This window comes from Streptomyces sp. NPDC005878, assembly GCF_040629815.1.
In the GTDB taxonomy this organism is placed as follows: Bacteria; Actinomycetota; Actinomycetes; order Streptomycetales; family Streptomycetaceae; genus Streptomyces.
In genome coordinates this window covers 41,416-60,580 of record NZ_JBEXWK010000012.1, presented here as the reverse complement: position 1 = coordinate 60,580, position 19,165 = coordinate 41,416, and the positions used below count along the sequence as shown (strand labels likewise).

Annotated in this window: 13 protein-coding genes; 4 read left to right on the top strand and 9 right to left on the bottom strand. The window is 71.5% G+C overall.

Translation table 11 applies throughout. The annotated features are described in order from the left end of the window. Nucleotides 1-242 precede the first annotated feature (242 nt). Complete coding sequence (locus ABZ404_RS19520) at nucleotides 243-1,271, bottom strand: aspartate-semialdehyde dehydrogenase (RefSeq protein ID WP_358831473.1); 1,029 nt, start codon at nucleotides 1,269-1,271, stop codon at nucleotides 243-245. 267 nt (nucleotides 1,272-1,538) lie between these two features. On the opposite strand from ABZ404_RS19520, the gene ABZ404_RS19515 reads away from it, so the two are divergent. Next, nucleotides 1,539-3,029 (top strand): M28 family peptidase, encoded by a 1,491-nt coding sequence (locus ABZ404_RS19515; protein WP_358831472.1) that lies wholly within the window; start codon nucleotides 1,539-1,541, stop codon nucleotides 3,027-3,029. Nucleotides 3,030-3,105: 76 nt separating this feature from the next. Here the strand turns inward: ABZ404_RS19515 and ABZ404_RS19510 are convergent, their stop codons facing one another. After that, entirely contained in the window at nucleotides 3,106-6,426 is a 3,321-nt protein-coding gene (locus ABZ404_RS19510) for a S8 family serine peptidase (RefSeq protein ID WP_358831471.1), read from the bottom strand. A gap of 409 nt (nucleotides 6,427-6,835) precedes the next feature. Between ABZ404_RS19510 and ABZ404_RS19505 the strand changes: the two genes are divergently transcribed. After that, on the top strand, nucleotides 6,836-8,026 hold the full coding sequence (locus ABZ404_RS19505) for a serine hydrolase domain-containing protein (protein WP_358831470.1): 1,191 nt from the start codon (nucleotides 6,836-6,838) through the stop codon (nucleotides 8,024-8,026). 18 nt (nucleotides 8,027-8,044) lie between these two features. On the opposite strand, the gene ABZ404_RS19500 is transcribed toward ABZ404_RS19505, so the two are convergent. Beyond that, nucleotides 8,045-9,127 carry a hypothetical protein gene (locus tag ABZ404_RS19500; protein WP_358831469.1) on the bottom strand — a complete coding sequence of 361 codons (1,083 nt, stop codon included), beginning with the start codon at nucleotides 9,125-9,127 and terminating at the stop codon, nucleotides 8,045-8,047. Between the two features lie 136 nt (nucleotides 9,128-9,263). Next, a complete protein-coding gene (gene pepN, locus ABZ404_RS19495; RefSeq protein WP_358831468.1) occupies nucleotides 9,264-11,843 on the bottom strand; it encodes an aminopeptidase N in 2,580 nt (859 codons plus the stop codon). Between the two features lie 136 nt (nucleotides 11,844-11,979). Between pepN and ABZ404_RS19490 the strand changes: the two genes are divergently transcribed. Continuing rightward, complete coding sequence (locus tag ABZ404_RS19490; RefSeq protein WP_358831467.1) at nucleotides 11,980-12,642, top strand: DsbA family protein; 663 nt, start codon at nucleotides 11,980-11,982, stop codon at nucleotides 12,640-12,642. Between the two features lie 61 nt (nucleotides 12,643-12,703). Here ABZ404_RS19490 and ABZ404_RS19485 read toward each other — a convergent pair whose 3' ends face one another. The 4 genes from ABZ404_RS19485 to ABZ404_RS19470 all read right to left on the bottom strand — a co-directional run bounded on the left by ABZ404_RS19485 (nucleotide 12,704) and on the right by ABZ404_RS19470 (nucleotide 17,283). Beyond that, complete coding sequence (locus tag ABZ404_RS19485; protein WP_358831466.1) at nucleotides 12,704-13,237, bottom strand: DUF4240 domain-containing protein; 534 nt, start codon at nucleotides 13,235-13,237, stop codon at nucleotides 12,704-12,706. Between the two features lie 215 nt (nucleotides 13,238-13,452). Then, a complete protein-coding gene (locus ABZ404_RS19480) occupies nucleotides 13,453-14,094 on the bottom strand; it encodes a superoxide dismutase (RefSeq protein WP_358831465.1) in 642 nt (213 codons plus the stop codon). Nucleotides 14,095-14,251: 157 nt separating this feature from the next. Then, nucleotides 14,252-15,655 (bottom strand): amino acid permease, encoded by a 1,404-nt coding sequence (locus ABZ404_RS19475; protein ID WP_358831464.1) that lies wholly within the window; start codon nucleotides 15,653-15,655, stop codon nucleotides 14,252-14,254. Nucleotides 15,656-15,837: 182 nt separating this feature from the next. After that, on the bottom strand, nucleotides 15,838-17,283 hold the full coding sequence (locus ABZ404_RS19470) for an amino acid permease (RefSeq protein ID WP_358831463.1): 1,446 nt from the start codon (nucleotides 17,281-17,283) through the stop codon (nucleotides 15,838-15,840). A 279-nt stretch (nucleotides 17,284-17,562) separates the two neighbouring features. Here ABZ404_RS19470 and ABZ404_RS19465 point away from each other — a divergent pair, with 279 nt between their 5' ends. Continuing rightward, complete coding sequence (locus tag ABZ404_RS19465; RefSeq protein ID WP_358831462.1) at nucleotides 17,563-18,165, top strand: biotin transporter BioY; 603 nt, start codon at nucleotides 17,563-17,565, stop codon at nucleotides 18,163-18,165. Between the two features lie 155 nt (nucleotides 18,166-18,320). Here the strand turns inward: ABZ404_RS19465 and ABZ404_RS19460 are convergent, their stop codons facing one another. After that, on the bottom strand, nucleotides 18,321-19,103 hold the full coding sequence (locus tag ABZ404_RS19460) for a hypothetical protein (RefSeq protein WP_358831461.1): 783 nt from the start codon (nucleotides 19,101-19,103) through the stop codon (nucleotides 18,321-18,323). Nucleotides 19,104-19,165: the final 62 nt, after the last annotated feature.

Sequence of the window (19,165 nt, the reverse complement as noted above, 5' to 3'; positions counted from 1 at the left end):
CGGTAGGTGAACGCGTGCCCAAGGGCGCGGGGAACCCCGTACGGGCCGCAGGCGAACGTGAAGTCTGGGGCGGGGGCCGCGGGCCCTGCAAAGGGGGTGCAGGGGCGCAGCCCCGCCGGGGGGCCGGGGGCTGGGGCGCAGGCCCGCCCGGGGGCCCGGGGGTGGTGCCCCCGGGCAGCACACCTTCGCCCCCACCCACCCCCGGAGGGTCTAGGTGAAGGGGCGGGGTGGGGCGAAAAACGCTAGCCCCGCAGCTCCCGCGCCACCAGCTCCGCGATCTGCACCGCGTTCAACGCCGCCCCCTTGCGAAGGTTGTCGTTGGAAAGGAACAGCGCGAGCCCGTTCTCCACGGTCTCGTCCACCCGGATCCGCCCCACGTACGACGCGTCCTTCCCCGCGGCCTGAAGCGGCGTGGGAATCTCCGAGAGCTCCACCCCCGGCGCCGAGCCGAGCAGCTCGTACGCCCGCTCCACCCCGATCGGCCGCTCGAAGCGCGCGTTCACCTGGAGCGAGTGCCCGGAGAAGACCGGCACCCGGACGCACGTGCCGGAGACCTTCAGCTCCGGGATGCCCAGGATCTTGCGGGACTCGTTGCGCAGCTTCTGCTCCTCGTCCGTCTCGAACGACCCGTCGTCCACGATCGAGCCCGCCAGCGGCAGCACGTTGAAGGCGATCGGCCGCTTGTAGACGCCGGGCTCCGGGAAGGACACCGACTCCCCGTCGAAGGCGAGCTGGTCCGCCGTCTCGGCGACCGCGCACGCCTGGGTGTGCAGCTCCGCCACGCCCGCGAGGCCCGAGCCTGAGACCGCCTGGTAGGTGGTGGCGACCAGCGCGGTCAGCCCCGCCTCCTCGTGGAGGGGGCGCAGGACCGGCATCGCGGCCATCGTGGTGCAGTTCGGGTTGGCGATGATCCCCTTGGGGCGGTCCTTGATCGCCTCGGGGTTCACCTCGGAGACCACCAGCGGCACCTCGGGGTCGCGCCGCCAGGCGGAGGAGTTGTCGATCACGACGGCGCCCTGCCCGGCCACCTTCTCCGCCAACGCCCGCGAGGTCGCCCCGCCCGCCGAGAAGAGCACGATGTCCAGGCCGGTGTAGTCGGCCGTGGACGCGTCCTCGATGGTGATCTCCCGGCCCTCCCACGTGAGGGTGGAGCCCGCGGAGCGCGCGGAGGCGAACAGGCGCAGCTCGTCGACCGGGAACTTCCGCTCGGCGAGGATGCTCCGCATGACTCCGCCGACCTGTCCGGTGGCTCCGACGATTCCGACCCTCACGGTGACTCCTTCTGTAAGCGCAGGTACGCGCATATGCGGCGGGCGCTCCCATCATGCGTCGGCGCCCGGCGGACTTGTCCAATCCATTGTCCGGGGTGTGGGACGCCCCGGACGGCGTAAGCGGGAGACCCCTTCCCACTTGTGACGAGTTCATGGCGGCTCTGTTGCATCCGCCCGGGAATACCCCCACACGGCCCTTTCGCTGGTTACGGTCCTGCCGTCCGGACCGATAAACGATCACCGGCAACCGTATTCCGGAGGAGCCCCGTGCGCGCATCCCGCCGCAGCAAAGCCATAGCGTTCCTGGCCGCAGCCCCCGTACTCCTGGGCGCGGCCGGTCCCGCCGTCGCGAACCCGCACACCGGCAAGGACCCGCACCGCCAGGCCGAACGGCTCGCGAGAAAGCTGGTCGCCCAGGCCTCGGGGGAGAGCGCCTACCGCCACCTGGAGCAGTTCCAGAAGATCGCCGACGCCCACGGCGGCAACCGCGCCGCGGGCACGCCCGGCTTCGACGCCTCGGCCGCGTACGTCTACGGCCGGCTGAAGAAGGCCGGGTACGAGGTCGCGTACCAGGACTTCGACATCTACGAGTCGAAGACCCTGCGCGAGAAGCTCGCCGTCGTCACGCCCGAGCCGCGCGAGCTGAAGACCACCGCCTTCGACTTCAGCAAGGCGACCCCGGCCGGTGGCCTCACCGCCCAGGTGAAGGCGGCCCGCGTCGACGCCACCCCCGGCTGCGAGCTCGACGACTACGCGGCGGGCTCCTTCGCCGGGAAGATCGCCCTGGTCAAGCGCGGCAACTGCACCTTCGTACAGAAGGAGGCCGTCGCGGCCCAGGCGGGCGCGGCCGGGATCATCCTCTACAACCACTCCGGCGACACCCCCGTCCACGGCACCGTCAGCGACCCGGCCAACGCGCACATCCCGGCCGCCGGCATCTCCCTCGCCGACGGCGAGGCGCTGGCCGCGCAGGTCGCCAAGGGTGAGGTCACCGTCACCCTGGACGTCGCCACCGAGGCGGTAGCCCACAAGACCCGCAACGTCGTCGCGCAGACCAGGGGCGGCGACCCGTCCAGCGTGGTCGCGCTCGGCAGCCACCTCGACTCCGTCAAGGCCGGGCCCGGCATCAACGACAACGGCTCCGGGTCGGCCGGTCTGCTGGAGGTCGCGCTGAAGCTCGCCAAGGAGACCAAGCAGACCGGGAAGCACCCCAAGCCGCTCGCCAACAAGGTGCGGTTCGCCTGGTGGTCGGGCGAGGAGCTGGGCCTGCTGGGCTCCGAGCACTACGTCAAGTCCCTGACGGAGAAGCAGAAGCAGCAGATCAAGCTGTACCTCAACTTCGACATGATCGCCTCGCCCAACCCGGCCGAGCTCGTCTACGACGGCGACAACTCCGACAACACGGGCGCGGGCGCCGGCCCGGCCGGCTCCGCGCAGATCGAGCGGCTGATCAACGGCTACCTCGACAAGCGGCGCGTCGCGCACTGGGGCACCGACTTCGACGGCCGCTCCGACTACGGCCCGTTCATCGAGCAGGGCATCCCGGCGGGCGGCACGTTCACCGGCGCCGAGGGCCTCAAGACCGAGGAGCAGGCGGCCCGGGCGGGCGGCGCGGCGGGCAAGCCGTACGACGCCAACTACCACGCGGCCGGTGACACCCTGAAGAACATCGATAAGAAGTACTTCGACCTCAACGTCGACGTCATCGCCCACGCGGTCGGCACCTACGCCCAGGACCTGAGCTCCCTCAAGGGCTGAGCCCGCGGCCGTACGGATCAAAAAAAGGGGCCCGGCGTTCTCGCGAACGCCGGGCCCCTCGCACGTGCTCACTCCGTTACGGCGTGACCTTCTCGATCACGACGCTGCCGGTGCCCGCGGCCGTGCCGCGCGCGTTGACCAGCTTGACCTCGCCGAAGAACTGGCGTCCCTCGGGAGCCGCGCCGGCCACCACGACCTGCGCGGAGACGGCCGCCGTGGCGCCGGTGGCCAGCTTGACCGCCTTCGACTCGTCCACCTTGACGGCGCCGAGCGAGGGCGCGTAGTACACGTCACGGTAGTTGTACGTGGTCGAACCGGACGGGACGGCGTAGCCCGCGACCTGGATCGTGTAGGTGCCGGCGGCCGGCTTCACCAGGCTGACGGCCTCCTCGGAGTCGCCGTCCGCGGACGAGCCGACCTGCACGCCGTCCTTGAGGACCGCGAGGTCCAGGTCGGCCGCGGCGTCCGAGACGCCGCCGATGGCGACGTCGAGGCGCTCCACGCCCTCGCCGACGGTCAGCGTGGTCGTCTGGACCTCACCGGCCTTGATGGTCGGCTTGGCGACCTTCGCGGAGCCGAGCGAGCCGCCCTGGAGCTTGCCGTCGATGGCCGCGAACCCGTTGGTGACCTTCCACTCGACCGGGGCCGAGGTGCCGATCTTCGCCTCGGGCACGGTCTTCACGGCCGGGTCGAAGGTGGCACCGAGCACCGCCACGTCCAGCTTGTACGGGTTGTCGAGGTAGGGAGACGTACGGCGCGACTCGACCTCGATCTCCCACACACCGGCCTGCGGGTCCGCGTAGGAGCGCAGGTCGGGGCGGCAGGTGTTGGCCGGGTTGTCGTAGTTCGGGTAGCAGTTGGGCGTCCCCGTCTCGTCGACCGGCACACCGTAGGGGTGGATCGCGATGAACCGGGTCTGGCTGCCCGAGCGCAGGGCGCCCATGGAGACCTCAAGGGCCTTGGCGCCGGCCGGGACGGTCACGAAGTACGACTTGGTGCTGTTGCGCTGCACCGAGGACGAGTCCGTGAGGGCGAAGCCCGAGGCCTTGGCCAGCGGCTTGGAGACGATCACGGTGGCGAGGATCTGCTGGTCCACGCCCTTGGTCCGCTTGTCGTTGACCTCCAGGATGGCGCTGTGCACGCCCGCCGACTTCGGCCGCGCCTGCACCTTGACGGTGACCGGCTTGTTCAGCTCCAGGGCGATCTCATCCTTGCCCAGGATCGTGAAGGTGCCGTCGTTGTTCTTGAACGACAGCTTGTGCTTGACGGCCTTGTCCGGGCCCGTGGTGCGGGCGACCGTGACGTCGTACGTCTTCTTCTCGCCCGCCTTGAGGCCGCCCTCGCGGTCGTAGATGCCGGTGCCGAAGCCCGGCGTCTTGAGCGCGGAGTCGAGCGCGGTCCTCACCGGCGCCTTGACGGTGTACTCGTGGGCCGTGGCGCCGCCCTGGATCGCGTCCCAGGCGTCGACGATGTCGATCAGGCCCGCGCCCTCGGCGTACGCCTGGACACCCTTGATGTGCTTGGCCGTCGACGTCAGCGCGGTGCGCAGGTCGGCCGGGGCCAGGTCCAGGTGCTTCTGCTTGGCGGCCGAGAGCAACAGGGCCGCGGCGCCGGTGGCCTGCGGCGAGGCCATCGAGGTGCCCTGGAGCATCGAGTAGCCGGCCGGCAGCGTGTAGCCCGACTCCTTGACCGGGGAGCCCGGCAGCCACGTCTGCGTGGTGTTGATCGCGGCACCCGGCGCCGACAGCGTCGGGGTGAAGCCGCCGTCCTCGCGCGGACCGCGCGAGGAGAACGGCATCATGTCGTACTTCTTCGCCACGTTGGAGCCGTAGTTGGAGGCCCACGTCTGCTGCGAGATGCTGGCGCCGACCGAGATGACGTGGTCGGCCAGGCCCGGGTCGCCGATGGTGTTGAGGCCGGGGCCCGAGTTGCCGGCCGAGATGACCAGCTGGACGCCGTAGGTGTCGATCAGGCGCTTGTAGAGCTCGGCGCGCGCGTTGGCGCCGTCGTTGAGCGCGGGCAGGCCGCCGATCGACATGTTGACGATGTCGACGTGGCGGTTGACCACCAGGTCGGTCATGCCCTCCATCAGCGCGATGTTGGTGCAGCCGCCGGACCAGTTGCAGGCCCGCGAGGAGACGATCTTCGCGCCGGGGGCGGCGCCGCTCATCTTGCCGCCGAACAGGCCGTTGGCGGCGGTGATGCCCGCCACGTGGGTGCCGTGCTCGGACTCGATGATGCCGATGTTGACGTAGTCGGAGGTGTGCCCGGCCGCGTCGTACTTCACGTTCTTGCGGATCTCGACGGTGAACGGCATGCGCTCGACGACGTCGGTCACCGGGTTGTCGGTGCCGAAGTAGCCGACCTGGTAGCCGTCCTTGTACGGCTTCATGGCCTCGTCGTCGGTGAAGTCACCGTTGTTGTTGAGGTCCACCCGGACGGTCCCCGCGACCGGGTCGTAGAGCACGCCCCAGGTGTCGGTGGTGTCGCCGTCGCGGTTCACGTCGCCCTTGGCGTCGCCGCCCGCGGTGATCTTCTCCGAGAACAGGCTGACGTCGTAGCTGCCCGCCGGGGCCTTCCAGGTGCGGCCCTGGTAGGTGAACTCCGGTCCGGAGACGGCGGTGTTCATCCGGCGCCAGGTGCCGTCGGCGTCGGCCACCGGGTCGGTCGCGGTGACCCAGTCGACGATCTTGCGCTCGCCGGTGGTGGTCTTCTGGAGCGCCGGGTGGCCCAGGTCCACACCGGAGTCCAGGACGCCGATGGTGATGCCGCGGCCGTCGGCCTTGGGGTGCTGCTTGACGAAGTCGACCGCGCCCGTCTCGAAGGAGGGGTTGTACGGGTTCTTCGCGGGCGTGTCCTTGCCCGGCGCCGCGTACGAGCCCGAGAGCGACCGGCGCGGGGCGGCGGCGCCCTTGGCGCTGTCGGCCGACGGGGTCGGGTCGTCCAGCTGGATCTCCTGCTTGAGGTCGATCCCGTGGACGGAGGGCAGCTTGGCGGCGGCCTTCAGGGCGGACTCGGCGCTGCCGGTGGGCAGGGTGGCCCGGACGTAGCCGAGCTTGTCGTCGGTCCTGCCGACGGTGGCGCCGGGCACCGCGTCGAGCTGGTGCGAGACGGCGCCGGTGGCGCCGGGGGCGGTGGCGACCATCACGGTGACGGTCTGCTCGCCCTTGGCCTGGGCCTCGGCGAGCCGCTGCTCGTCGGCGGCGCCGAGCTTGTCCGCCGGGGACTTCGCCGACGTGGACTTCACCGGGGCGGGAGTGGGATCGGCCGTCTCCGCGGCGAAGACGGGGGCGGCGCCCGCGGTGATGAGCGCGGCCACCAGGCCTGCCGCGGCCGCTATGCGGGCCGTGCGTCTAGCGCCGGGTATGGCGCGCGGCGATTCGGAGGTCATCTGCATCCCTAATGGTCAGAAAGGGTCCGGAATACGGTGCCGGATGACCGCTGAGCATTTCCTATATGACGGTTGTTTGTGGAGAGTTGACCGAGCCCGGAATCGGACATGGCGGTATCCCGCCATACGCCATCGGGGCCGAGGCGGGGTGAACCAGGGCGAATCAGCCCGCGCGGACACGGGTCCGGTGACGGGCCGCCTGCGCACCGTCGCCGCACCCGGCCGTCGGGCACCGGGCGCGGGCCCCCTTCCCCCGTGCCACACCGGTACCGGGCCGGGGCGCGGACTGCGCGCACGGCGCGGATTCGGCCGAAACGCGCTCCACCCCGTCCCCGCCGGGCAACTCCCCAGGCACCGGCCGGGTCCTGTCCGCCGACGGGGCCGTTCCGGGCGCCGCGGACGACAGGGAGAGCGCATGTCGGTACGTACGGGCAGGAGCGTCAGGACCGCCGCCCTCGGGATGGCCGTCGCCGCCGGGATCACCGCGACCGTGTGCGTGGCCCCGGCCTCCGCACGGCAGGCGCCGCCCGCGCCGCTCCACCGGGCCACCCAGCAGGCCATGGACGCGGCCGTGGCGGACGGGGTGCCGGGGGTGGTCGGCAGGGCCGAGGACGGCGGACGCGCCTGGAACGGGGACGCGGGCGTCGCCGATCTGCGCACCGGCCGCGAGCGGCGCGCCGAGGACCGCTACCGGATCGGCTCGATCACCAAGACGTTCGTGGCCACCGTCGTCCTCCAGCTCGAAGCCGAGGGCCGGCTGAGCCTGGACGACACCGTGGACCACTGGCTGCCGGGCGTGGTGCGGGGCCACGGCCACGACGGCACGAGGATCACCCTGCGCCAACTCCTCAACCACACCAGCGGCATCTACAGCTACACCGAGGACCAGGACTTCGGGCAGCGGGTCTTCGGCACGGACTTCCTGCGGCACCGCTACGACACCTACACCCCGCGGCAGTTGACGGACATCGCGATGAAGCATGCCCCCGACTTCGCGCCGGGCACCTCCTGGCACTACTCCAACACCAACTTCATCCTGGCCGGAATGGTGATCGAGAAGGCCACCGGCCACTCCTACGCCACCGAGATCGAGCGCCGGGTCCTGCGTCCGCTGGGTCTGCGCGCCACCTCGCTGCCCGGCACCGACGCCCGGATGCCGAAGCCCAGCGGCCGGGCCTACTCCAAGCTCTCCGAGAAGACGGCCGGCAGGACCTACGACGTGACCGCGCTCAACCCGTCGATGGGGGGCTCGGCCGGGGAGATGGTGTCGGACTCCGCCGATCTCAACCGCTTCTACCGGGCCCTGCTCACCGGCAGGCTGCTGCCGCGCCGCCAGCTGGCGGAGATGACCACCACCGTCCCCGTCGGCCCCGACCACCCCGAAGGCCGCTACGGACTGGGTCTGATGACGACCACACTGCCCTGCGGCGTCGCGGTCTGGGGCCACGACGGCGGCATCCACGGCTCCTCGTCGATGGCGCTCACGACGAAGGACGGGCGCCACTCGCTGGCGTTCAACTTCAACAACGACTGGTCGGGCGACGGCCTGGCGGTGGTGAACGCCGAGTTCTGCGGCACCGCTCCCACGGCGAAACCCGTGAAGTGAGGGTGCGGCGCCTGCCCGTCACTGGGGGAGCACCACCACGTACGCGGCCGGCTCCCGGTCCACCGACGCCATCAGGGCGGTGCGGACCACGGTCGCCTGCTGCTCCATCGCCTCGCGCAGCTTCCTGGGCGTGAGGTGGACGACGGTGATCCCCAGCCGCTCCAGGGTCTCGCGCCTGCGGGCGTACTCGCTCCACAGGTCGTCCTCGGCCCCCTCCTCGCGCCGCCGGCCCTGGCGCGGCGCCCGGGTGTCGAGCTCGACCGCCACCGCCTGGTCCGGCCAGTACGCGTCCACGCCCCCGATGTGCGGCCCGCCCGGCAGCCGCAGGTCCACGTTCCACAGCGGGTCGGGCAGGTCGTGGACGCGCACCATCTCGTAGAGGCGGCTCTCGGCGATGGCCCGGCCCTCGGCGAGCAGCGAGTCCACCGCGTCCACCACATGGCCCCGCGTCAGCAGCCGCGCCCGCGTCAACTCCCGCACCAGGGCGGCCGGTTCGCAGTGGCCGCCGCGTACGGCCTCGGTGAGCAGCCGGCGTACCGCCTGGGCGTCGGTCAGCTCGGCCACCGCGTCCGCCAGGGCCCTGGGCACCGGCGCCACCGGCACCCCGGCCACCGGCTCCGGCACCGGCATCACCTGCGCCCGCACCAGCCGCACGCAGCCGGTCGAGCGCAGCCGCCGGGTGCGCGGCACCAGTACGTCGATGTGGTCCAGGGAGAGCAGCGGGGGAGCGGAGGAGAAGCGGTGCAGGGCCAGCGCGGCGAGGCCGGTGACGACCGCCTCGACGGGCGCGGCGTGCGCCTGGCCCTGGACGGGGACCGCCTTGGCGCGCTCGGGGGCGGGGCGCCCCGCGTACAGCAGGGCCGCGTGCAGCCGCTCCTCGCTGGTGGGCGGCCCCGGGTGCAACACGTAGACGCCGGGGAGCAGTTGCTGCCAGGGGCCGCCGGGTCGGCACTGGGCGGCGGCGGTGGCGGCCGGGACGCCGTGGGCGCGCAACTGGGCGGCGGAGTAGACGCGGCGCTGCACGCCGGTGAGGTGGCTGAGCGGGCGCGGGGACAGCGGGGAGGGGGTCTCGCCGCCGAAGGTCGGGGTGTTGTGGTTCATGCCGGGGGGTTTTCCGCGCCCGGAGCGGCCCTTAACCGCTGTTACACGCTCGTCGACAATTCCGGACAAGCCCGTCCTAAAGTACGGGCGTTCGAGTGCCGATCAGGGGGCCCGGCGCCGGGCCCCCCGATCCGGCTCAGCGGGCGCCCGCGGCCGCGTCGCAGGCCTGGCCGCGCAGGGTGCGGGCCAGGTCGTCACGGGCCTCCAGGACCAGCCGGCGCAGCGCCGGGGCCGCGTCCTGGTGCGCGGCCAGCCATTCGTCCGTGGAATCGAGCGTCGCGCGGTTGTCCCGCAGGCTCGGGAAGAGCCCGCGCACCACGTCCATGCCGATCTGGATGGACCGCTCGGTCCACAGACGCTCGATCACCTCGAAGTACTTCGGCGCGTACGGAGCGATCAGCTCGCGCTGCGAGGGCTGGGCGAAGCCCGCGATGGTGGCCTCCACCAGCGCGTTCGACAGCGCGTCCGACTCCACGACCTGGGCCCAGGCCTGCGCCTTGACCGCCGCCGAGGGCCGGGCCGCCAGGCAGCGCACCTGGTGGCGCTTGCCGGAGGCGGTGTCGTCACGGGCGAGCTCGGCGCCGATCACCGACTCGTCCGCCCGGCCGTGCGCGGCCAGCGGCTCCAGGAGCACCCAGCGCAGCTCCTGGTCGACCTCCAGCCCGTCGATCTTCGCCGTCCCCGCGAGGAGCCCCTCCAGGAGCTGGAAGTCGGCGTCGGTGGTCGCCGTGGAGGCGAAGAAACGGGCCCAGGCCAGCTGGTGCTCGCTGCCGGGGGACGCGATCCGCAGCTCGCGCAGCGCGCCCTCGGCCAGCAGCCGCCCGCCCTGCTCGCGCCACTCGGGCGCCGCGTAGTGGGTGTGCGCCGAGCGGGTCCAGGTGTGCAGCATCTGGAGCACGCCGATGTCCGTCTCGCGCCCGGCGTGGGCGAGGACCAGGTCGACGAAGTCGCGCGCGGGCATCAGCGCGTCCCGCGTCAGGTTCCACAGCGCCGACCAGCACAGGGCGCGGGCCAGCGGGTCCGTGAGGTCGCCGAGGTGGGCCCGCAGGGTGGTGAGCGAGACCTCGTCGAAGCGGATCTTGCAGTACGTGAGGTCGTCGTCGTTGACGAGGACCAGCTCGGGCCGCTCGGCCCCGGCCAGCTCCGTCACCACCGTGCGCGGCCCGTCCACGTCGACCTCGGCGCGCGCGTACCGCACGAGGGCGCCCGCCTCGGAGCGGTAGAGACCGACCGCCACGCGGTGCGGGCGCAGGGCGGGGTGGCTCTCGACGGCCTCCTGGACCACCGCGAGCTCGGTGACGCGGTCGCCCGCGTCACAGGTGACCTGCGGGGTGAGGGAGTTGACGCCCGCGGTCTGGAGCCAGGACCGCGACCACGCGGCCATGTCGCGCCCGGAGACCTCCTCCAGCACCGCCAGGAGGTCGGCCAGGCGGGTGTTGCCGTAGGCGTGGCGCTCGAAGTAGCGCCGGGCGCCCTCCAGGAACGCCTCCCGCCCCACGTACGCCACCAGCTGCTTGAGGACCGATGCGCCCTTGGCGTAGGTGATCCCGTCGAAGTTGAGCTTGGCGTCCTCCAGGTCGCGGATGTCGGCCGTGACCGGGTGGGTGGAGGGGAGCTGGTCCGCGCGGTACGCCCAGGACTTGCGGCCGTTGGCGAAGGTGATCCAGCCGTTGTCGAACCGGGTCGCCTCCACCTGCGAGAAGCTGCCCATGAAGTCGGCGAACGACTCCTTCAGCCACAGGTCGTCCCACCAGCTCATGGTGACCAGGTCGCCGAACCACATGTGCGCCATCTCGTGCAGGATGACGTTGGCGCGCCGCTCGTAGGCCGCCCGGGTCACCTTGCCGCGGAAGATGAACTCCTCGCGGAAGGTCACCAGGCCCGGGTTCTCCATCGCCCCGAGGTTGTACTCCGGCACGAAGGCCTGGTCGTACTTGCCGAACGGGTACGGGTAGTCGAACTGGTCGTGGAAGAAGTCCAGACCCTGCTTGGTGACGAGGAAGACGTCGTCCGCGTCGAAGTGCCGGGCCAGGCCCTTGCGGCACATCGCGCCGAGCGGGATCTCCAGGGTGGTGCCGTCGTCGAGGGCGCGCGTGTAGGTGTCCGTCACGTAGTGGTACGGACCGGCGACCACACAGGTGATGTACGTGGAGATCGGCTTGGTCTCGGCGAACCGCCACACGCCGTCCCCGGCCCGCTCGCCCTCGCCGTTGGACCACACCGTCCAGTCCTCGGGGGCCCGGACCTCGAAGCGGTAGGGGGCCTTGAGGTCGGGCTGCTCGAAGTTGGCGAAGACCCGGCGGGCGTCGGCCGGCTCGTACTGGGTGTAGAGGTAGACCTCGCCGTCCTCCGGGTCGACGAAGCGGTGCATGCCCTCGCCGGTCCGGCTGTACGCGCAGTTCGCGTCGACCACCAGCACGTTCTCCGCCGCGAGGTCCGCCAGCGCCACCCGGGTGCCGTCGAAGACCTCGGCCACGTCCAGCGGCTTGCCGTTGAGGGTGACCGCGTTCACCGACGGGGCGACCAGGTCCGCGAAGGAGCCGGCGCCCGGCCGCGCGCAGCGGAACCGGATCGTGGTGAGCGAGCGGAAGGTCCGCGGCCCGTCCGGGGCGTCCCCGACCGCGGACCGCAGGTCGAGAGCGACCTCGTACCCGTCGACGGACAGCAGGTCGGCCCGTTCACGGGCCTCGTCGCGGGACAGATTCTCACCGGGCACGGGCACTCCTTCGTGTCTCGTTCGAACACCGCTGATCCTGCCATGCCCGCCCGGCCCCGGACACGCGGGAATGCGCCGGGCCGCTCGGGACGTTCTCCCCCGTGATCCACCCGGTGTTGCCCCCATGAGGAGAGACATGTCCCCGACCACGTCCCAGACCGGGAAGACCCCCGTCGACTTCTGGTTCGACCCGCTCTGTCCCTGGGCCTGGATGACGTCCCGCTGGATGCTGGAGGTCGAGAAGGTCCGTGACGTCGAGGTCCGCTGGCATGTGATGAGCCTGGGCGTCCTCAACGAGGACAGGCTGGACGAGCTGCCGGAGTCCTACCGCGACTTCCTGGTCAACCGCGCCTGGGGCCCGGTGAAGGTCGTCATGGCCGCGCGGCAGAAGCACGGCGAGGAGGTGCTGGGCAGGCTCTACACCGCGCTCGGCACCCGGATCCACAACCAGGACCTCGGCTCCGGCCGCGAGGTCCTGGTCGCCGCCCTGGAGGAGGCGGGCCTGCCCGCCGACCTCGCCGACTACGCCGAGGTCGACAACAGCGCCTACGAGTTCGACGCCGAGCTGCGCGCCTCCCACAAGGAGGGCATCGACAAGGTCGGCCAGGACGTCGGCACCCCGGTCATCGCCGTGCCCGGCGCGGACGGCGAGCAGATAGCCTTCTTCGGCCCGGTCGTCACCCCGGCGCCCAAGGGCGAGGCCGCCGCCCGCCTGTGGGACGGCACCCTCCTGGTCGCCTCCACCCCGGGCTTCTACGAGATCAAGCGCACCCGCACCCAGGGCCCCGTCTTCGACTGAGCACGGCCCCGGCACCCCCGGCCCCCGCGAGCCGCCCGCTCGCGGGGGCCGGGCGCGTCCCTCACCCGTACAGCGCGGCCAGGCGCGGCAGGCGCCTCGCCATCTCCCCCAGGTCGTCGAAGTCGAAGTCCCAGCCGGGGTCGAGCTCCGGGTAGCGGATCGTGAAGCTGTCGCCGGGCAGCTTCTCGCCGGTCGCGGCCAGATGCGCGTTCCAGGCGATGGCGAGCGCCTCCTCGCACTCCACCTCCCAGCCCTCCACCGCCGCGTCCCGCACGGCCGCCACGCCCGCGAGGCCGTCCGGGTCGGCCACCGCCGCGTCGAACACCTCGCGCCCCTGCGCGATCAGCCAGCCCCGGAAGTAGTCGAATCCGTCGTCCGAGCACCCGCCGTTGATCGTGTACGCCGCGGCCCAGAGCGGCTGGCGGTAGGAGGCGGCCATCAGGTCCCAGAAGACCTGCTGGAACGCCACTATCTCGTCGGCCGGCCGGGCCGCGAGCAGGGCCGCGGCCCGCGCCGCGACCGCCTCGGCGTCGGCCGCGTGTGCCACCTGCGCGCGGGCGTCGTCGATGAGCGTCCAGAACTCCTGTGTGTCCATGGCCCCGAGCATGGCATCCGGCACTGACAACGGCCCCGGCGCGAAAGGGTGAAGGACCGGCGCACCGCACCCGCGCGCCGGGGCGGAAGCACCGGTGAGCGGCGTGGCGCACGGCGAACGGCCCCCGCGAGTCACGTCCTCACGGGGGCCGTCCGTCTTTCCGCCCGCACGTGAAAGGTGAGAAGACGATCACGAGCAGGACGATCGGGGGGTCCCTACGGGACCAGCAGCAGGGTGTTGCCGGCGTCCTTGGCGGTGGCGTAACGCTTCGCCACGTCCTGCCAGTTGACGACGCGCCACATCGCCTCGATGAAGTCCACCTTCTGGTTCTTGTACTGGAGGTAGAAGGCGTGCTCCCAGGCGTCGAAGACCAGGATCGGGGTGGAGCCCTGGCCGACGTTGCCCTGGTGGTCGTAGACCTGCTCGACGACGAGACGGCCGCTGACCGGCTCGTACGCGAGGACGCCCCAGCCCGAACCCTGCGTCGTCGCCGCCGCCTTGGTCAGCTGGGCCTTGAACTTGGCGAAGGAGCCGAAGGAGTCGGCGATGGCGTCCGCCAGCTCGCCCACGCCGTCCTTCTCCAGCGGCTCGCCGCCGCCGTCACCGGTCATGTTGTGCCAGTAGATCGAGTGCAGGATGTGGCCGGAGAGGTGGAACGCGAGGTTCTTCTCCAGGCCGTTGACCGCGCCCCAGGCGTCCTTGTCGCGGGCCTCCGCGAGCTGTTCCAGGGTGTCGTTCGCGCCCTTCACATACGCCGCGTGGTGCTTGTCGTGGTGCAGCTCGATGATCTCCGGGCTGATGACGGGTTCGAGCGCGGCGTAGTCGTACGGAAGTTCAGGAAGCGTGTAAATGGCCATGTCCGAAGCCCCTCCGACTGCTTGTTGCAACTGATGTGCAAGTGCACGCTACCAGCAGGTATGCGGGTGCGCGGCTCAGGGGCACCTCAGCAAAAAGCCCTGCGTCCGCGGGTCTAGGACCGGTGGACGCAGGGCTCTTCGGGAAGAAGCGGCGGGATCAGACGGCCCGGCGGGCCGCCGTCCGCTGCCGGACGTAGCCGAGCACCGCCAGGACGGCCGTCAGCACGCCCGTCGCCATCAGCTGGTCCCGCGTGTCGGACTGGCGCGCCATCAGGACGAAGATCGCGGCCATCGCGGCGAGCGCCACCCAGGTCAGCCCCGGGTACAGCCACATCCGCACCACCAGCTTCTCCGGCGTCTCGCGCTCGGTGCGCCGGCGCAGCAGCAGCTGGGAGACGGCGATGAAGATCCAGACCACCAGGATCACCGCGCCGATCATGTTCAGCAGCCAGGGGAAGACGTCGTCCGGCCGCCAGTAGCTCAGCAGCACGCACCCGAAGCCGAAGACCGAGGAGCACAGCACCCCGACGCGCGGCACGCCGCCGGAGATCCGGCCGAGCGCCTTGGGGCCCTGGTCCCGCTCGACCAGCGAGTACGCCATGCGCGAGGCGCCGTAGATGTTGGCGTTCATCGCGGAGAGCAGGGCCACCAGGACGACCACGTTCATGATCTGCCCGGCGCCGTCGATGCCGAGGTGGTCGAGGGCCGCCACGTACGGGCCCTTCGCCACCACGGTCTTGTCGTTCCACGGCACCAGCGTGACGATGACCGCCATCGAGCCGATGTAGAAGACCGCGATGCGCCACATCGCCGTACGCACCGCGCGGGCCACGCCCTGCACCGGCTTCTCGGACTCGGCCGCGGCGATCGTCACCGTCTCCAGGCCGCCGTACGCGAAGACGGAGGCGAGCAGGCCGAGCACCAGGCCCTCGGAGCCGTTGGGCAGGAACCCGCCCTCGCCGGTGAGGTTGGAGGTGCCGGGGGCGGGGGTGTCGGGCAGCACGCCGAGGATGGCGAGCAGGCCGAGGACGAGGAAGAGCGTGATGGCCGCGACCTTGAGCGCGGCGAACCAGAACTCGAACTCGCCGAAGTTCTTCACGGCCGCGAGGTTGGTGGCGGTGAACACCAGCATGAAGAGCGCGACCCAGGCCCACTCCGGCGTACCGGGCAGCCAGACGGTGACGATCTTCGCGGCGCCGATGCCCTCCAGGCCGACCGCCACACAGAGCAGCACCCAGAACGACCAGCCGGCGGTGAAGCCGGCCCAGGGCCCGATGGCCCGTTCGGCGTGGACGGAGAAGGAGCCGGAGGCGGGGTTGGCCGCCGACATCTCGCCCAGCATGCGCATCACCAGCATGACGAGGGCGCCGGATATGCCGTAGGCGAGGACGATCGAGGGCCCCGCGGCGGCGATGCCCGCGCCGGAGCCGACGAAGAGCCCGGCGCCGATGACGCCGCCGAGGGCGATCATCGAGAGATGGCGCTGCTTGAGACCGTGGGTGAGAGGGGAGTCGACCTTCGGCGGGGCGTCGGTCGTCGCGGGCGCGTTTGTCCGGGACATGGGCAGGCCCTGTTCAGTAGCTGAGACGGGGGGCGGGAGCCACAGTCTGGAGGCGGCCCCGCTCAGAGGGAACACCAGACCGCTATCCGGACACTCGACTCACACAGCGTGAAGCCCTGCGCACAAGTTGCACACGGAATGCACACCTCCGGCCTCGTGGGTCCCGCCAAACCCGCCCGTAACTACCGACCTGACGCTCGGTCGGCCGACGGACCGCCGGACTCCGCCGCCCGCGTCCGCCACTCCCGTACGACGGCGACCAGCAGCACCGCCGCCGTCGCACCCGCCGACCACAGCACCTGGGGCCGGGCCCCGTCGTCGAAGAGCATCAGCACCAGCACGGCCGCCATCGCCGCGAGCGCCGTCCAGGTGAGCCAGGGGAAGCCCCACATCCGCAGGGTCAGCCGCTCCGGGGCCTCGCGCTCGATCCGCCGGCGCAGCCGCAGCTGCGAGACGGCGATCAGCCCCCAGACGAACAGCAGCACCGCGCCGACCGCGTTGAGCATGTAGAGGAAGACCGAGTCGGGCCACTTCAGATTGAGCAGCACCGAGACGAACCCGAAGGCCACCGACGCCAGCACCGCCCGCCGCGGCACACCGCCCCCCGCCACCTTCAGCAGCCCCTTCGGCGCCTCGCCGCGCTCGGCCAGCGAGAAGACCATCCGGGACGAGCCGTAGAGATTGGCGTTCAGCGCCGAGAGCAGCGCCACGAACACCACGACGTTCATGATCTGCCCGGCGCCCGGGACACCGATCGAGTCGAGCACGGCGACGTACGGGCTGTGCCCCGGCCGCATCGACGTCCACGGCAGCAGGGTCACGATCACCAGCATCGAGCCCACATAGAAGAAGAGGATGCGCCACACCGCGCTGCGCACCGCGCGCCCGACCGCGCGCACCGGGTCGTCCGACTCGGCCGCCGCGATGGTGACGACCTCCAGACCGCCGAAGGCGAAGATCACCGCGAGGACGCCGGAGACCACGCCGTCCCAGCCGGCGGGAAGGAAGCCGCCCTGCCGGGTCAGGTTGGCGAACCCGACCGGATCGGTGTCCGGCAGCACCCCGAAGACCGCCAGCAGCCCCAGGACCAGGAACAGCACGATCGCGCCGACCTTGAGCGTGGCGAACCAGAACTCGAACTCGCCGAAGTTCTTCACGGCCGCCAGGTTGGCCACGGTGAACACCACCATGAACACCAGCACCCACGCCCACTGCGGCATCCCCGGCACCCACCCATGGGCGATCTGCGCCGCGCCGGTCGCCTCCACGGCGAGCACGACGACGAGCAGGAACCAGTACAGCCAGCCCACGCTGAACCCGGCCCACCGCCCCAGCGCCCGCTCGGCGTGCACGGAGAACGACCCCGAAGCCGGCATGGCCGACGACATCTCCCCGAGCATCCGCATCACCAGCATCGCGATGGCGCCCGCGATGAGATACGACACGACGATCCCCGGCCCCGCCACCGCGATCCCGGCGCCCGACCCCACGAAGAGCCCGGCGCCGATCACCCCGCCCAGGCCCAGCATGGTCAGATGGCGCTGCTTCAGCCCGTGGGACAGCGGCTCGGGATCCACCGAGGCGGTGTCGGCGGCGGTGGCCCCGGCCGTGGTCTTGCCGTCGTGCATGGCGCTCGTTCTCTCGGATCAGCAACTGATCGTTTATGGGGAACCTACAGTCTCCCCGAGCCCGCGCCGGATCCGCAAAACCGCACGTACTCCTCATCGGTGCAGTGACGAGGGTCACCCCGTCGGACGGAAGCAGTCCGGCCTTTGTGCGATCTCCACCAAGGCCCCAACCGCCGCTTTGTGGGCCGCTGATGGTGATCCAGTGAGAATCCCTCGGCTAACGTCACCGTGTCCCTTGCATGTATCTCGCTGCCCGTCCCCGATCCCGCGGAGCCCACGATGGCCACGACCACTGTCACTGCCCCTGCCGCACCCCGTACCGGGGGAACCGGCAGGGTCCTCGCCGACCTGCTGCCCGGCGCCCGCACCCGGGACGCCGTCCTGGTCCTCGGCGGCGCGACCCTCACCGGCCTCGCGGCCCAGATCGCGGTGCCCGTCCCCGGCTCCCCGGTCCCCGTCACCGGCCAGACCTTCGCCGCGCTGCTGGTCGGCACCGCGCTCGGCGCCCGCCGCGGCTTCCTCTCGCTCGGGCTGTACGCGCTGATCGGCGCGGCCGGGATGCCCTGGTTCGCGAACGGCACCTCGGGCGCGGGCGGCGCGTCCTTCGGCTACGTCCTGGGCATGCTGCTCGCCTCCACGGTGGTGGGCGCGCTGGCCCGCCGCGGCGGCGACCGCTCGGCCCTGCGCACGGCCGGCACGATGGTGCTGGGCTCGGCGATCATCTACGCGGTGGGCGTGCCGTACCTGGCGGCCTCGGCGGACGTGTCCCTGACGCGCGCGGTGGCGCTGGGCCTGACGCCGTTCCTGCTCGGGGACGCGCTGAAGGCGGCGCTGGCGATGGGTGCGCTGCCGACGGCGTGGAAGTTCGTGGGCCGCAAGTAGCGGTACGGCGGAAGCCGGTACGGCACGGACCGGCACGGCTGAGACCAGTACGGCTGAGACCAGTACGACGCGGAGGGCCCGGTCGCGCGAGATGCGCGCCCGGGCCCTCCGTACGTCCGCGTCGGCGTCCGCGTCCGTGTCCTCGTACTCGTCCCCTAATGCATACGCCTGCGGTGGTGCTGGCGGGTGTGGGCCCACCAGATGCCGGTGGTGCCGACGAAGAGGAGCAGGCAGGCGGCGGCGAGCAGCGGAAGGATGCCGTCGTTGACGCCGGTCCTGGGCAGTTGGGACGGCGGGGCGGGGGTGCCGGGCGCGGCAGGGGAGGGGCTCGCGGAGCCTGCGGGCGGCGCGGCCGGGACGTTGTCGGTGCCGAGCAGCAGCGGGGTGTCGGGGGCGTTGGGGGTCGGCTTGCTCGTACCGAAGGGGACCGGGCCCTGCTGCCACAGCAGTTTCCCGCCGGTGCCCTCGGCGCCCTCGGTGACGGGCAGGCAGATCTTCCCGGTCCTGTTCAGATCGTAAGTGGCCGCGACGTCATACGTTTTGTCGGTGCCGGCCGCGAGATTGTCGATGGCGCAGGCGAAACCGGTGTTGGTCCCCTTCGGCAGTTTGTTCTCGGGGACGGTGGCACAGCCGTCGACGCCGGTGATCCGCATACCGTCGAGACCGAGAACGGTGAGGGTGATCCGGCCGGTGTCCTTGGTGCCCTTGTTGAGAATCCTCGCGGTGAGCGTGGTCTTCCCGGAGGAATGGGTGACCTTGATTTCCTTCGGCAGCTCCGTCGAGATCTTGAGCTCGGCCGGAGCGCTGGGACCGGGCGATCCGCCCTGGTCACTGCCGGGTGTCGGATCGGCCGCATGGGCGGCCGCCCCGAAGGGCAATAACAACGCCCCGGCGAAGAGCCCGGCGGCCAGAGATCCCCAGTGTTTCTTCGAACGCATTTCCATCCCCCTCAGCCGAGTTGAACGGCCGGCGTACTGAGAGCAGTGCTGAGAAGGGTCCC

What these genes read in the sequence shown, in the direction of transcription:
- ABZ404_RS19465 (WP_358831462.1), top strand. Translation starts at nt 17,563, where the DNA reads ATGGCCACGACCACTGTCACTGCCCCTGCCGCACCCCGTACCGGGGGA.
- ABZ404_RS19480 (WP_358831465.1), bottom strand. Translation starts at nt 14,094, where the DNA reads ATGGCCATTTACACGCTTCCTGAACTTCCGTACGACTACGCCGCGCTC.
- ABZ404_RS19490 (WP_358831467.1), top strand. Translation starts at nt 11,980, where the DNA reads ATGTCCCCGACCACGTCCCAGACCGGGAAGACCCCCGTCGACTTCTGG.
- ABZ404_RS19485 (WP_358831466.1), bottom strand. Translation starts at nt 13,237, where the DNA reads ATGGACACACAGGAGTTCTGGACGCTCATCGACGACGCCCGCGCGCAG.
- ABZ404_RS19470 (WP_358831463.1), bottom strand. Translation starts at nt 17,283, where the DNA reads ATGCACGACGGCAAGACCACGGCCGGGGCCACCGCCGCCGACACCGCC.
- ABZ404_RS19475 (WP_358831464.1), bottom strand. Translation starts at nt 15,655, where the DNA reads ATGTCCCGGACAAACGCGCCCGCGACGACCGACGCCCCGCCGAAGGTC.
- ABZ404_RS19510 (WP_358831471.1), bottom strand. Translation starts at nt 6,426, where the DNA reads ATGCAGATGACCTCCGAATCGCCGCGCGCCATACCCGGCGCTAGACGC.
- ABZ404_RS19500 (WP_358831469.1), bottom strand. Translation starts at nt 9,127, where the DNA reads ATGAACCACAACACCCCGACCTTCGGCGGCGAGACCCCCTCCCCGCTG.
- ABZ404_RS19460 (WP_358831461.1), bottom strand. Translation starts at nt 19,103, where the DNA reads ATGCGTTCGAAGAAACACTGGGGATCTCTGGCCGCCGGGCTCTTCGCC.
- ABZ404_RS19505 (WP_358831470.1), top strand. Translation starts at nt 6,836, where the DNA reads ATGTCGGTACGTACGGGCAGGAGCGTCAGGACCGCCGCCCTCGGGATG.